General features: G+C 28.3%; 15 protein-coding genes and 2 pseudogenes. 12 read left to right on the top strand and 5 right to left on the bottom strand.

Annotated elements, in window-relative coordinates; translation table 11 throughout:
* Window positions 1-325: 325 nt before the first annotated feature.
* Window positions 326-877 carry a thioredoxin family protein gene (locus GM3708_RS10060; RefSeq protein ID WP_066346281.1) on the bottom strand — a complete coding sequence of 184 codons (552 nt, stop codon included), beginning with the start codon at window positions 875-877 and terminating at the stop codon, window positions 326-328.
* Window positions 878-928: 51 nt separating this feature from the next.
* Between GM3708_RS10060 and GM3708_RS10055 the strand changes: the two genes are divergently transcribed.
* The 6 genes and pseudogenes from GM3708_RS10055 (at window position 929) to GM3708_RS10030 (ending at window position 7,389) form a co-directional block, all read left to right on the top strand.
* A complete protein-coding gene (locus GM3708_RS10055; protein WP_066346277.1) occupies window positions 929-1,333 on the top strand; it encodes an NIL domain-containing protein in 405 nt (134 codons plus the stop codon).
* A gap of 257 nt (window positions 1,334-1,590) precedes the next feature.
* Window positions 1,591-1,827 (top strand): hypothetical protein, encoded by a 237-nt coding sequence (locus GM3708_RS10050; RefSeq protein ID WP_066346272.1) that lies wholly within the window; start codon window positions 1,591-1,593, stop codon window positions 1,825-1,827.
* A 239-nt stretch (window positions 1,828-2,066) separates the two neighbouring features.
* Window positions 2,067-2,918, top strand: a pseudogene (locus GM3708_RS10045) (IS982 family transposase).
* Window positions 2,919-3,281: 363 nt separating this feature from the next.
* The gene (locus GM3708_RS10040; protein ID WP_066346271.1) at window positions 3,282-4,394 is read left to right on the top strand and encodes a reverse transcriptase domain-containing protein; all 1,113 of its coding nucleotides are present in this window, start codon (window positions 3,282-3,284) and stop codon (window positions 4,392-4,394) included.
* 28 nt (window positions 4,395-4,422) lie between these two features.
* Window positions 4,423-5,322 carry a hypothetical protein gene (locus GM3708_RS10035; RefSeq protein ID WP_066346269.1) on the top strand — a complete coding sequence of 300 codons (900 nt, stop codon included), beginning with the start codon at window positions 4,423-4,425 and terminating at the stop codon, window positions 5,320-5,322.
* Between the two features lie 12 nt (window positions 5,323-5,334).
* Window positions 5,335-7,389: an AAA family ATPase gene (locus GM3708_RS10030; protein WP_066346266.1), complete on the top strand. Its 2,055-nt coding sequence runs from the start codon at window positions 5,335-5,337 to the stop codon at window positions 7,387-7,389.
* A gap of 21 nt (window positions 7,390-7,410) precedes the next feature.
* Here the strand turns inward: GM3708_RS10030 and GM3708_RS10025 are convergent, their stop codons facing one another.
* The 4 genes and pseudogenes from GM3708_RS10025 to GM3708_RS10010 all read right to left on the bottom strand — a co-directional run bounded on the left by GM3708_RS10025 (window position 7,411) and on the right by GM3708_RS10010 (window position 8,780).
* Window positions 7,411-7,632 (bottom strand): type II toxin-antitoxin system HicB family antitoxin, encoded by a 222-nt coding sequence (locus GM3708_RS10025; protein WP_066346263.1) that lies wholly within the window; start codon window positions 7,630-7,632, stop codon window positions 7,411-7,413.
* Between the two features lie 137 nt (window positions 7,633-7,769).
* Window positions 7,770-8,135 (bottom strand): annotated as a pseudogene (locus tag GM3708_RS10020) (type II toxin-antitoxin system VapC family toxin); the annotation flags it as partial.
* An 18-nt stretch (window positions 8,136-8,153) separates the two neighbouring features.
* Window positions 8,154-8,387 carry a DUF2281 domain-containing protein gene (locus GM3708_RS10015; protein WP_231932894.1) on the bottom strand — a complete coding sequence of 78 codons (234 nt, stop codon included), beginning with the start codon at window positions 8,385-8,387 and terminating at the stop codon, window positions 8,154-8,156.
* Window positions 8,388-8,555: 168 nt separating this feature from the next.
* Entirely contained in the window at window positions 8,556-8,780 is a 225-nt protein-coding gene (locus GM3708_RS10010) for a hypothetical protein (RefSeq protein WP_066346261.1), read from the bottom strand.
* Window positions 8,781-9,084: 304 nt separating this feature from the next.
* Between GM3708_RS10010 and vap15 the strand changes: the two genes are divergently transcribed.
* The 6 genes from vap15 (at window position 9,085) to GM3708_RS09980 (ending at window position 14,063) form a co-directional block, all read left to right on the top strand.
* Window positions 9,085-9,315: a type II toxin-antitoxin system VapB15 family antitoxin gene (gene vap15 / locus GM3708_RS10005; protein ID WP_066346260.1), complete on the top strand. Its 231-nt coding sequence runs from the start codon at window positions 9,085-9,087 to the stop codon at window positions 9,313-9,315.
* A complete protein-coding gene (locus GM3708_RS10000) occupies window positions 9,293-9,715 on the top strand; it encodes a putative toxin-antitoxin system toxin component, PIN family (RefSeq protein WP_066346258.1) in 423 nt (140 codons plus the stop codon). Before vap15 ends, GM3708_RS10000 begins: the two co-directional genes overlap by 23 nt.
* A gap of 298 nt (window positions 9,716-10,013) precedes the next feature.
* Window positions 10,014-10,652 (top strand): hypothetical protein, encoded by a 639-nt coding sequence (locus GM3708_RS09995; RefSeq protein ID WP_066346256.1) that lies wholly within the window; start codon window positions 10,014-10,016, stop codon window positions 10,650-10,652.
* Between the two features lie 92 nt (window positions 10,653-10,744).
* Entirely contained in the window at window positions 10,745-11,968 is a 1,224-nt protein-coding gene (locus tag GM3708_RS09990; RefSeq protein ID WP_071827608.1) for an AAA family ATPase, read from the top strand.
* A gap of 47 nt (window positions 11,969-12,015) precedes the next feature.
* The gene (locus GM3708_RS18990) at window positions 12,016-13,563 is read left to right on the top strand and encodes a hypothetical protein (protein WP_071827607.1); all 1,548 of its coding nucleotides are present in this window, start codon (window positions 12,016-12,018) and stop codon (window positions 13,561-13,563) included.
* On the top strand, window positions 13,560-14,063 hold the full coding sequence (locus GM3708_RS09980) for a hypothetical protein (RefSeq protein WP_066346253.1): 504 nt from the start codon (window positions 13,560-13,562) through the stop codon (window positions 14,061-14,063). The genes GM3708_RS18990 and GM3708_RS09980 overlap by 4 nt, the downstream gene beginning before the upstream one ends.
* Window positions 14,064-14,065 lie beyond the last annotated feature (2 nt).

Below are 14,065 nucleotides of genomic sequence, written 5' to 3'. Positions count from 1 at the left end.
TTAACGGAATAATTTAAAAAAAACTTCTACTATGTAAAAATCACAAGTTTATATTACTAAAAATTCGGAATTAGATTACAAATTCAATTATGATTATAAACTTCTTCTGTCAATTTCTGATTTTAATTATTATTCAATATCGGTTTGATCGCACAGCGCAGCTTTTAACGATCAATTGATGTACAATAGTTTCAGAATTCAGAAATTACAAATGTTTTCGGAATTTGACAAAAGAGGGTTAAAGAAAAGAAATATTTATAAATTAACTGCTTTTAGCTTTTATCACCATTGCCTATTGTTTGATTTGCATTAAAAAATCTAATAATTAACCATGATCTCTAGGATTATCTTTGTTACCTTCAATAATTTGATTATTGGGATTTAAGGAAGAAATGTTACCGCTAGAGTTAGCATAAGGTATAGATTGATTAGCGATTAAGGCTTGTATATTACCTTCAAAAATACTTAACGGTTGCTCTCCAATAGTTTGTGCGATCGCATTTCCACTGTTGTCAAGAAACACAAAGTGAGGTATGCCATCAACACCATATTTTAAAACTTCTGGTAGCCATTTATTATTATCAACATTAAGCATCACAAAATTAACGTTTGCTTGATACTTTTGTTTCAAGATAGCTAAATCACCAGCCATAGCTTGACAACTTGTACACCAATTTGCATAAAATTCCACTAAAGAGGGTTTATCGTTATTTACTGCTATTTCTAAAGGGGTTGCTTGTTGAGATTGTGCCTCTAAAGATTCGGAATTAACAGTAGTTTGTGAACTCAATACCAACAAAATACCAAGAGTTATGGCTATTAAAGCAATAATAATATTACGAATTCGATTTTGACGATAAACATTATTTTCAGTCATAATTTTATTAATTGATAATTGATAATTAACCTATACAGTATCTCTAATTTTATGAAAAAAAGAGTAAATTTGACTTTTCCCCGTACAGTAGTACAAATGCCCGTTACTTACCGACTAGCTAAAGATTTTAATATCGCTGCTAATATTATCAGAGGACAAGTTGCACCAAATCAAGTAGGTAAATTAGTATTAGAATTATCAGGAGATATTGATCAATTAGATGCTGCTATTGATTGGATGAAGGCGAATAATATTGGTGTTTCCCTCAATACAGGAGAAATTGCCATTGACGAAGAAATATGCGTACACTGTGGATTATGTACAGGCGTATGCCCAACAGAATCTTTAACATTGAATCCTAGTAGTTATAAGTTACAATTTCGTCAGCAAACTTGTATTGTGTGTGAACAATGTATTCCTACTTGTCCTGTACAAGCTATTACCACAAATCTTTAAATCATTTTCAAAATCTCTGAATTTGCTATGAAATAATGAAGTTATAAAGAAATATAAAGTTTTGCAACAATGTCAATAAAAGTATCTCATTTATCTATGAAAAATAACTAAAAATGTTAACTTATAATCAAACAAAATAATAAATTGGCGAAAAAATATATTACTGAATATAGACAATTTTATCTAGTAATAAATAGTTTAATTAATAATTTTTGATATTAGATTGATTCTATTCCCAGATAATTGAGGTAAATATTATGATGATTCCCTTATTTTTAACGATGCTACTTTTAACTACTATTACTAGCATCTTTATCTATCAACGTACTAATCAAGAAGTTCATCTAGTTTTAGCCCTTTTTACTGCTATTATATTTCTCATCTGGGGATTAGCGATCGCTCATTGGTCAATACATATACTAGCATTATTAGCTTTACTGTGTATTCGTATTCCTCTTTTTTCGCCTAAAACTATCAAAATTTATGAGAAATAATCAACACACAATATAAATAATCTTTTTTGATTTGTGAAATGTTGGTAGGGATAGCAGTGAAGATTCGGTATTAATAGAAATATCAAAATATTATTTTATTTCTTATCAGCTATTGAGTAAAAAATACTATAGCAATTTTCCAACAAAGAAATTTTAAATATAGATAACGTGAGTTCGGGATAAGAAAATAAAAAACAGATAGACTGAAATTGACAATTTTCTCAGTATCCATCTGTCTTATGTTTATTTTAGGTGAATTATTTTGTTCTGTATGTGATTTTTGCCTCAAATTTGAACCCCATTGGAAAAAACAATTACTCGAAACTGGTCAAAATACTCGCATTCGTAAGCGTAGGTTAGCTTTAAGTGAAATAATGACGATTCTAATTTCTTTTCATGTTTCTGGTTATAAAGATTTTAAAACTTTTTACTTAGCTGTAGTAAGTAATTATTGGCGTTGTGCTTTTGCGAAATTGGTTAGTTATCAAAGATTTGTGGAATGGATACCCAGTACAATAATTCCCTTGATGGCTTATCTTCAGTCTTGTTTTGGGACTTCCTCTGGAATTGGTTTTGTCGATTGGACTTGTCTCAAAGTTTGTCATCATCGACGTATTTCACAACATAAAGTATTTCAAGTACTAGCAAAAAGAAGCAAAACATCCGTAGATTGGTTTTATGGTTTTAAGTTACATTTAGTGGTGAATCACCAAGAAGAATTATTAAATATAGCTTTAACAGAAGGGAATGTGGATGACCGAAAACCAGTACCAGAATTATTAAAAGGCTTAGGGGGGAAGTTTTTCGGCGATAAAGGTTATATTTGTGCACAATTAGCCGAAGATTTACGCAAAAAAGGAATTTTATTGGTCACAAAACTTAAAAAAAATATGAAGAATAAACTGATGGAATTGACGAATAAAAAACTTTTAAGACAACCAGCGATGATTGAATCAGTAATTGAACAATTGAAACACATTTAGATGATTGAATATAGCCGTCATCGTTCTCCTGCTAATTTTTTAGTTAATTTATTCGCCGGATTAATTGCTTATTGCCATCGTCAAAAAAACCATCTATTGCTATTATGAATTCTGTTTTAAACTGTTTCCCTTAAGCCAAACTTAGGTTATTAAGTAATTAGGGATAAGTAACTGATGAATATTTCGTCGTTAGCATCAAATCATTGGTTTTCTTTTTAGAGTAAGATAAGCTAATAGTATGACCTGAAAAAAGGTTAAAACTAAATAAATCACTTGTTGGGTAAGATATTGATTTCCATTGTAGATCCTGCGATGGTGTATTTCAAGGTTAGCTTTACGAGAGTGTTATTGGTTCATATCTGTTCCAGTAATGTATCTTATATGTGAGTAAGGTAGAATACTAACCGCAGGTGATTTTTATTTTAGTTTTCTTTTGAGTCACAAGTTTTTATTGTTAATTTAAGAGTAATAATGACGGCAAATCTTCCTCAATGGCAACTTATTTTTCCTCATCTGCAAAACCAAAATCCGTTATTACTCCAAGATTCTCCCGAAGAATTAACCATAAAATTCTATCAATTAAAAACTCCTTTAGATGTTGCTAAACTATTAAATATTCCTCATAAAAGATTAGTTTATCATCTTTATTTAGTTGATTCCCAGAGACGTTATAAAACTTTTACTATTCCGAAAAAATCTGGGGGTGAAAGACAAATATCAACTCCCATTACTGCCTTAAAAATTATTCAACAAAAACTCAATCAAGTTTTACAAGCAGTTTATCAGGTTAAGCCTTCAGTGCATGGTTTTGTGCAAGATAAAAACATTGTTACTAATGCTAAAGCCCATGTTAAAAAACGTTATGTTTTAAATTTAGACTTAGAAGATTTTTTCCCCTCCGTCAATTTTGGGCGAGTTAGGGGGATGTTTATGGGGATTCCTTATCATTTACCTCCCGATGTAGCTACTATCTTAGCCCAAATTTGTTGTCAGAATAATCAGTTACCTCAAGGTGCGCCTACTTCTCCCATCGTTACTAATATGATTTGTGGGAAGATGGATAGTCAGTTACAGCGTTTGGCAAAGGATTGTAAGGCAACTTATACTCGTTATGCTGATGATATAACTTTCTCTACTACTCTCAAGGATTTTCCTGCGGATTTGGCTTATATTGTCAATGAGGGTGATAAGGAAAAAGTTGTGGTAGGCGATCGACTTTTAAGTATTATTAGAGAGAATGGGTTTAGTGTGAATGAGAAGAAAACCCGTTTACAAACTAAAGGTAATCATCAAGAGGTAACGGGTTTAACCACTAATCAATTTCCCAATGTTGATAGATGTTTTGTGCGTCAAGTAAGGGCGATGCTTCATGCTTGGGCTAAATTTGGTTTAGAATCTGCACAGAAGGAGTTTGAAGAAAAGTATTATCATAAGGCTAGATTTTCGGGGAAAGAAACCCCTCGTTTTCAGGATGTGTTAAAGGGTAAAATAGAATTTATTGGTATGGTTAAGGGTAAGCACGATCAAATTTATTCTAAGTTTTTAAGTCAATATAGATTGCTATTAACCTTGAGTAATAATTAGTCATTAATTTATGTAAATTGAAAATTAAATGGATGAGTTAACTAAACAAATATTAGAGCAAATAAATTTAAACCTTAACCAAATTGCTATTTATATAGATAAGATTACTAAAGAAGAAATTAGTATCGATTCTGCAAAAATTTATTTAGTTGATTATTCTATTTATAAATTTTTAGATAAAGACAAAAATAAAGACATAAAAAATCGTTTAGAAGAATATAATCAACAAATAGCTAAAGCACAAATAGAAGATAATTTTTTAGATTTTTGTAGAGCAAGTTATTTAATAATAGAAATAATATTACATCAGTTTATCCGTCTTGAATTTGGTGAAGATCAAATTACCAATTGGGAATATTATAAGATTTATAGATTTCGTGATTTTTTTAAATCAACTACTGGTTATTCTCATAATGATAAAAATTTATCACAAAACCTTAAAAATAGATATTACACTACTTGTCATCTTATGGATATAAGAGATATTGGTAGTCATGCTAATCATAATTTTGAAACCATACAACAAAGAATTGAAAAAAAAGGAACAAAGTTAAAAGTTAATTTGAAAAACTTAGACAAACTTGAAGAAAATATTATTAAAAAGATATTTGCTCAATATACTGAAAAAGAAAAGGATAATAATGTTCAAATTTATTATAAACCAGAGGAAAATTTTGCTTCGATAACTCTTTATAATCTTAAAAATCAATTTTTATCGGTAGAAAATATAATCACAGATATAAAAAATCAATTTAATATCCTTAAATACAAATTAGGTATATCTGCTGCTAATGATATATATTATCCACCTAAACAACCCCCTAATAATATTAAAATATTTTTTGATAATAAAGACTATTTTGAAGTTAAAAATAGTATCATTTGGGTTTTAGAAACTTTTGATAAATATATTAATAATAAGGATTAACATATCAAAATTATGTCTATTATTTCACACATCTTAATTGGTTGCCCAAGTAGTGGTAAATCAACTCTAGCTAAACACATTATTAAACAAGACTCAAGTTATCAAATTATCTCTACAGATAACATTAGAAAACAACTTTTTGGAGATGAAAATATACAAGGAGATTGGCAGTTAATTGAAGCAGAAATATTTAAACAAATTGACAGTTATATTCAAGCAGGAAAACCGATTATTTATGATGCTACTAACGCTAAAAGATGGTGGCGAATTTCTCTGTTGGAAAAGTTAACACAATATGACAATGTTAACTGGATTGGTTGGTATTTAAAAACTCCTTTAAATATTTGTTTAGAATGGAATCAAAGGCGAAAACGCCAAGTACCAGATGATGTTATAACTAATTTATATCAATCCCTAAGAAATTTTCCTCCCCTTCCTGCGGAGGGTTTTTTAGCTGTTTATGACATACCTTTTAAAGATGATAAATTAGAAGTTCATCAATTCAATGATAAAGTCTCAAAATTAAGTCGCACTCAAGTTAATCGTCACAATCGCCCTGCTAATAGTAAAGTAAAATTTCACTCTTATTCAAGGTTACTAGATTTTGATCGACTTCTGCACCTCATCAGCTTAATTATTAAATATCCTAACATCGGTAATTTATCATCATATAACCCTGAATTGATAGAACAAATATTCGGTAAAAATATTAAATTTGACACAGAAATAGAGGAAATTTGTGCAATTTTAGCTCACCATATTCATCCTATTTATGCTCAACCAAAAGCCATCAAAAAAGATTTACTTTGGTTAGAAAATATTGGTATTATTGGCAGTAAATTTAATCAAAAAATAGAAATAAAAACACTCGAAATTGAGGATTTAGTTACTCATCCTTACTCAGATATTGAACCCTTTGAGCGATTAATTAAAACCATTAATTTTATTATTCATCACCCTTTTACATGGAATAAACAAGAAGGATGTTTACAAAGTCTAGTTAATGCTATGATTTCTCCAGGAATTATTAACTTTAACTGTCCTGATAGTATTCGTAAAGATATAGAAAAAGTTTTAAAACCCTTTGGAATTTTACCAGATTTTACTATGAAAAAAGGTTATTTTATTGGCACAGGAATCTTATCTGCAAACGAATTAATTAAACTATTTAGACTGTTAGAAGCCCAAGCTAATAGTTTATCAGATCCTGTCGCTTTATCGGTCTATGAAACCTTTAAAAGTCGTCTGGGAGATGCTAAAATTGCTCACCCCGAAAGTTACCCTGTTAGGGCAATTTATAATAAAAATATTGTCGATTTAAACAGTCTTCCTAATACCTCTTTAGCAAGTAAAATTGATCAGGTAGAAAGTTCGATCGAAAAGGGAGAATTATTAGAATTAAATCGTTTTTTAAGCAGTGCCGAATTTAATAATCATGACTTTCAAAATAATCAAACAGAAGATAATAGTTATTTTCTAATTTATCCATTACAAATAGTTTTTCATAACATTGGCTGGTATTTAGGTTATGAATGGGCAGAAGGAGAAAATAAAGGCTTACTGAAATTTGAAAGATTAGACAGGTTATTTTTAGGCAGAAAACAACATCAATCACGGGATGAAAAGCAACAAATAAATGCCTTAAATAAATTACAAAAACTATATCAAGCTAGTGGCGGAATTTTTCTTGGTAATAACGTCAAATTACAAAAACTATATTTCGATCGTAAACAGAAAAGTAAAGCCGAAATAACGATCGAATTATGGTTTAGTGATTATATTTTTAAGTTTATCAGTGAAGGTACAAATCGCTTTCCTTTAAAACAGATGAAAATGTCTCCCCCTCTTCATAAAAGTAATGAGAAAAAAGCCCCTTTTACCCTTAAAAAAACAGATGATAAAAACTATCCTAATTGTTTTCAAGTAAAATTACCATTATGGTCATTAGAAGATATTGATTTATTAAGATGGATTGTCGGTTTTGGTGGGCAAGTTAAGGTAATTAATCCCCCCGAATTAGTGAATAAAGTTAAACAAATAGGAGAGGCTATTGCTCTTTTATATTAAGATTTAAATATCGAAATTTAACTATCCAGCAATTTGATAAATAATTGGTTTATATTTAGGCAAAGGAATGAGCTTATTTTTTTCTTTAGCAACTTCTAACCATGCTTTTTTAGCAATTAAAACTTCTTGTAATGCTTCTTCTGGAGTTTTCCCGTAAGCAGAACAATATGTAAGATCTGGAATATCAGCAATATAACCTTGATCTTCTTCACTATAGAATATATTAATATGGTAGTCTTGCATATTTTATTCCTCTTTATCTAAAGTTAAATTATATTTTTCAATCAATGCTAAAAATTGTTTGACTTGATAGGGAGAAACTTGTCCTTTTTTGTTTTAAATATTAATAATTTCTGAGATGTCGTTACTTAGTTTGATTTTTATTCCCGTAATATTTCAATGGGATAAGCAGAAAATTTAGTATCTTTACTCACTAAAATTAATTCTCTTTCCATTGCTTGAACAATTAACATTCTATCAAAAGGATCTCGATGATATAATGGTAAATTGCATAGTCTTTGAGTGTTAGCAAAAGTAATTGGTAATAAGAGAATGTCCGATAATTTTAGTTCATTTTCAATATGTTGATAACTTTTTTTAAGGGATAATTTCCCGATATTGATTTTAATGGCAATCTCCCAAAGGCTAATAATACTTAAATAAACTTTTTCGGCGGAGTCAATTTTTTGTCTTAGATTAATTGGCAAATTAGGATCGTTTTCTGACAACCAAATAAAAGCATGAGTATCTAATAAATAACCATTTCATCTCATATATTCCTCAAAATCTTCTAAAGATTCATCAAAATCATCAGGTAAGGGTAAAACAAAAGTACCCTCTAAAATACCTGAGCGACGTTTTTGATTAGAAGTGTTTATATTTCCATTATTTTCGCTATATTTTTCCTGAAGATACTCCGCATAATGCAATAATTCTTCTTGCAAAGATACGGGCATTTTGTCTAAAGTTTCTAATATTTTAGTTTCAATATTTATCATAGTTTTTTATTATTTTAGTAAATATTTTTCAAGTTCAATATGTTGTAATAATAAAGTACCTAATTATGGTTTTATGGTTCATTTTTGCTCTAAATTGCAACCCATGTTTAAAAAATCAGTCAAATTCTTGATTGATAAACCAAAACCAAATATGTGTATCAAGGTTAATCATTTTAGGCATTCCCAGTCATCTTCATCAACAATAGGGCTAACAATATCTCCTAATGTTTTTCCTTTCCCCGCTATAAATTCAGGAGGTTGACGACGGCTAAAAACACTTTTATTCGATTCTTCAAGAATGGTTATAATGACATGGGCGGAAGTAACTTTTGGTGTATCTTCCAACCATTTCACTTGTCCATTGTCATAGATAGCTTCATAGCTTTTTAACATACTTTTTAAGGTTATTTATCATTACTTCGATTTTAGTTTAATTCGAGATAAACTGAATAATACAAGCATTACTATTTTTAAATGACAAATAAATTAACTATACTAATATAGTGATAAAGCTATTTCCAGAGGGCTTAGATTCCTTAAATTTTAGGCTTTATTATTATCGCCTTCGCAATTCCTTTGTGTTAAACTTAAAGGCTACAGTGTAAAGCAAGATTTTAAATAAAAGCTAGTCACATCTTAGCTTCGTTTAATTAGTTTAAATTTAACCTTTATTTATTCACTCTTATTTATTAATAATATGCCTCAGTTATCATTAAAATTGGAGTTTGAGCAAGTATTAGAATTAGTACAACAGTTATCTCAAGAAGAAAAAATTAAGTTAAGTCAAGCCTTAGAAAAAGATACTTTAAATCAAAAATTAACAGAATTTTTAGAAGTATTTAAAAATGATGAAATTTCTCTCGACATAGTTAATGAAGAAGTGGAAACAGTAAGAGCAGAAATTTATGAAAAACAACAAACCTTGTAAGGTAATTATAGATACTAACCTTTGGATTAGCTTTTTAATTGGAAAGCAATTAAGTAGTTTAAAAGATTTATTAGTTAACAAAACCATTCAACCTATTTTTTCTTCTCAACTGTTGGAAGAAATTAATGTTGTCACTAAAAGACCAAAATTACAAAAATATTTTTCTCCCGTTAAAGTATCGGAGTTAATTGATTTTTTGCAAGTTGTTGGGTTAGTTATTGAAGTAAAATCAACTGTTAATATTTGTCGAGATTTAAAAGATAATTATTTGTTAGCTTTAGCAAAAGATAGTAATGCAGATTATCTAATTACAGGAGATTTAGATTTATTAATTATTAAAGAGTTTGAGAAAACGAAAATTGTCACTTATCAAGATTTTTATAGCCTTTTTGCAGAATAAATAAACTATCCTAGTATCATCTTTATCGATATGGCTTTCCTCATTCGCATTAAATTATAGATAATTTCGTAAATGTCGGGATATGATAAATATAACCGTTGAAAACTAACACCAAAACCAATTATGACTCATCCTAACACAGAGGATAAAATCATTTTTCAGCAACTTATTCAACCTTGGCAGTTCAGAATATTCTTTAACTTCACTAATTGGACAACATACAGCAGTAAAAGATAAATCAGCCCAAATTCTTGAAAGTATCAACAATCAAATTAAGGAAAAATTATTAACAATTAAAGTGTGTTGTAATAATGAAAATGAATGCCAAACTTTACCTAAATTAATCAAAGAACGTGCTTATTATTTAGCGGTTTATTTAACCAACTCTACAGACATGGAATTAGTGAATCATTACGATGAGGAAATTTGCGAGGCTTTATCTAAATTAAACATTCAAAATCCTGAGCAACTTTACTACTATTTAGCTGAAATAGACTATCAACAACATTTATATAATTATTATCAAAAAAGCAGTAATATCTTGTTATATGTTGGGGCTTGGAATAGTCGCAAAAATATCAAAATAGGAGAATATTTAATTGAAGCCTTACAACTTGATAAAAATACAATTTCTCCAGAAAAATTATTAGATTTATTAGAAGATCCTCTCCATGAAATCGTTAAGGAATTTAGGGATAATGGTTTAGATGTCTCGCTAACTAAATCAAATACAGAAGAAAATAGTATTACGGATGATTATTTAGAATATGAAGATGAGATACAAGAAGATGAAGTAGATTGGCATGAACAAGAATCAGAGCCAGATGATTATGATGATTATCACTATTATAGTAACTCAGATCCTTATGAGGGAGTAGATTGGGGAGATCCTTCTACTTTTAATCAAGCCGCATGGGATCAATTTCGTGATGATTAGTGCAATGCGTTGATTACGTTGGTAGATATTATTTTAATTAATTCTCAAATTATAGTATTGTGACTTAATACCCTATATTTAGTACATTTAATATGCCTAGTAGTCCTATTCAAAAAATATTATTTGGAAATCCAGGTACTGGAAAAAGTTTTAAAATTGTTAATCAAATTCTTCCTAATGACTTAAAAATCAACGAAAAACTAAATCCAGAAAATGTAGTAAAAACAGTATTTCATCCAGAATATACTTATGGTGATTTTATGGGTAAACTTGTTCCTATAACTAAAGGAAAAAATGTTCAGTATAAATTTCATGAAGGTCATTTTTTAAGAGCATTAGCACAAGCATATAAAAATATCCTAGATCATTACGATGATCCAACAAAAAATAAAGATTACAAATTTTTAGATGAAGAAAAAAAAATTAAAGCTATTCAAGAGGCACGTCAAAAAGCTTGTAAAAAAGCGAATAATGTTGCCTTAATCATAGATGAAATTAATAGAGGTAATTCATCTGCTATTTTTGGCACAGTTTTTCAACTGTTAGACAGAGATGATCATGAACTAGATAACGGTTGGTCATCTTATAGTATTAATATTACTGAAATAGAACTTTTGACAATATTAAGGTTAATAGGAGTAGAAGAGAAAGAATTAGCAGGTGACGGGTTTGAATATAAATTCCCACACGAAGATCATTGGGTACAAAATTTATCAACATTTCAAAATAGAGTTGAATGCCTTTATATTAATTTAGACTCCAGATCAATTAAAATTCCTCCGAATTTATCAATACTAGGGACTATGAATACTTCTGATAATTCCATTTATTTTATGGATAGTGCTTTTAAAAGAAGATGGGAGTGGGAGTTTATTGACTGGGAAGAAAATAATGACATTCCAGAACCTAAATATGGGAATGGACATCCTGAGTATTGGGGTTATTTGGAAAAAGATGAATGGAGAGAATTAGTAAGAGGAGTTAACAAATTTATTAAAAGTCATCATCAATCTATTAGAGGTATTGAAGATAAGCAAATAGGATTTTATTTTATCAAGAACTATCCCGTAACATCCGAATCAATTAGAAATAAATTAATGTTTTTTCTTTGGGATAGTGTTTTTAATCGAGATAAAAAGCCTTTATTAGAGCTTTTAGATCTAGGCACAGATCAGTTAGTTACTTTTGGTGATTTTACAAGATTTCATAATCTTTTTATAGAAAAAATCAAAATTAAGTATGACTTAAATATTGTTATTGATATAGATGAAAATAGTTTCATAAACGTAAAAAATTTGGATAATATACCTTTTTAATAGATGAAATAATTTATTGACTATTTACATTATAATAATTTTTTGTTATGTTTAACTTTACAAGTTTAAGAATTAATAAAAATTCCAAAGATAATTTCGTAGGGATTAAAAAAAATATTGTAGAAGATTGTTTTGAATTTTATCTTCCTATTGGTTTTGATGAATTTCCTGAAGAAGATTTTGATTTAGTAAGGAAACTGTTTTTCGATCTTTATCGAACTTTTCGTAAATTTGAAAACGATAATATCGATAATGAGAAGTTTCAACTAAATAACTCAGAATATCAACAAGATCAAGATCAAACAACAACAAAAAATGGAGGTGTTACTCTTACAAATAATCAGCAAGAGTCTTGTATTATCTATAGTAAAATCAGAATGTTAGAAAATATATTAGAAGCCTATGATCCATTAATTATTCAATCCCTAAAAGATAAAATCAGGGCTAGTGAGAAAATTAAATATAGTGACATTCACAAGTATTTATACAAAGCAATTTATTTAAAAAATGATGTTATTTTTATCGATACAATGGACTTAGCTAGTCCAACTTTAGAAAATCAAAGCACTGATATTGTTACTTTATATTGCTATATTCTTGATGAAATTATTGAACAATTAGATGGTGACGTTTCTGAACAAATTAAAGATCATCGTCAGGAAATTAAATTTTTAAGTGAAACATTTCAAGATAATTATTTAACAAATCATCAGTCTATTTTTGATAGTGAGACATCATTAGAAACAATCAGTATTCTCAAAGAAACTTTAGAAAATATAGATAAAAATACGCATTATAAAGATAACAACTATTGGCAATTATATGAAGCTATAGAATTATTCTTATATGGAGAAATTAATCCTGAAGGCGAAGACGGAGAATACTGGGGAATTAAAGGATTTTCTTTTGTTTGGGAAGATATGTGTCACACTTACTTTTTCAAAAACTGTTTTGACAATATAGCTTATGCAGATACAGATATATGTATAAAAAAATATCATAATGATCTTAGAGATATTAATAAAATGAATAGAGTTGGTAATCATCTAATTTCTGCCAAAGATAAAAATAATCAAATATGGATTTATCAAACAGCATCTCCAGTAAAAAGTTTTAACAAAAAATATCTTTTAAACTGGCAAGATTTATTGTTAATAAAATATGATTTAGAACCTGTTATTTTTGTATATTCTAATCCCATATATACAAAAAGAAATTTTAAACAAGAATTACCTCGTCTTTTAAGACCTGACTTACTATTAAATTACTATGATGAAAAAAGTAAAAAAAATACTATTATTATTTATGATTATAAATATGTAAATCTTGAGTTTTATGTGCGTAATAACAATATACCTTTAGCAAATACTAATGATAAATACAGAATAGATTTAATTAAAGAACTTACTTATGAATTTGCTTTACAACAAAGTCAAGACTTAACAATATCAAAAAATTGTTATTTAATTCCTCAATTTTTTCATGAATATCAAAACACCATTTTTCAAGATTTACTTCAATTAAAAGAAGGAATTATTGTTCAATCTGTTGACTTTTCATTAATTCAAAAAAGTTATTTGGAGGAAAACTCGTGATAAATTTCTCAGGTAGTATTGTTGATAATTCAACTTTTATCAGTAAATATAGTCCTTTAATATCATTTAAGGATCAAACAGAACAAGAAATTATTAATAATTATATTTTGAAAGAAGCAGAAAAATTTTTTAATTATTTAAAAATCAACATTAATATTACCGAAAATTTTTTACCTTCATGGCAATTAATCACAGATAAAGATTTTATTCAAATTGATATAAAATATTTTTATGAAAATATATTAAATAATATACAAAGAAACTCAGAAGGAAAATTAGAACATCAACCAAAATGGGGGATAACTTTTGATCAAAAATGTACACCTATCAATAAATTAGCTTATGTTAGTCCTAAATATACGGGAAATAATCCACTATATGATCTCAAAAATCAGTCAATTCGTCCTTTTGGAATTTTTGAGATAAATCATAAACCAATATTTTACTATCTTTATTTTACTATGCAAGAAATACTTGATGCCATTAGAGATAATGAATAAAC

Source organism: Geminocystis sp. NIES-3708, assembly GCF_001548095.1.
GTDB lineage: Bacteria > Cyanobacteriota > Cyanobacteriia > Cyanobacteriales > Cyanobacteriaceae > Geminocystis.
Note: the sequence above shows the minus strand (reverse complement) of the source record. Positions and strands in the feature narration are given on the sequence as shown.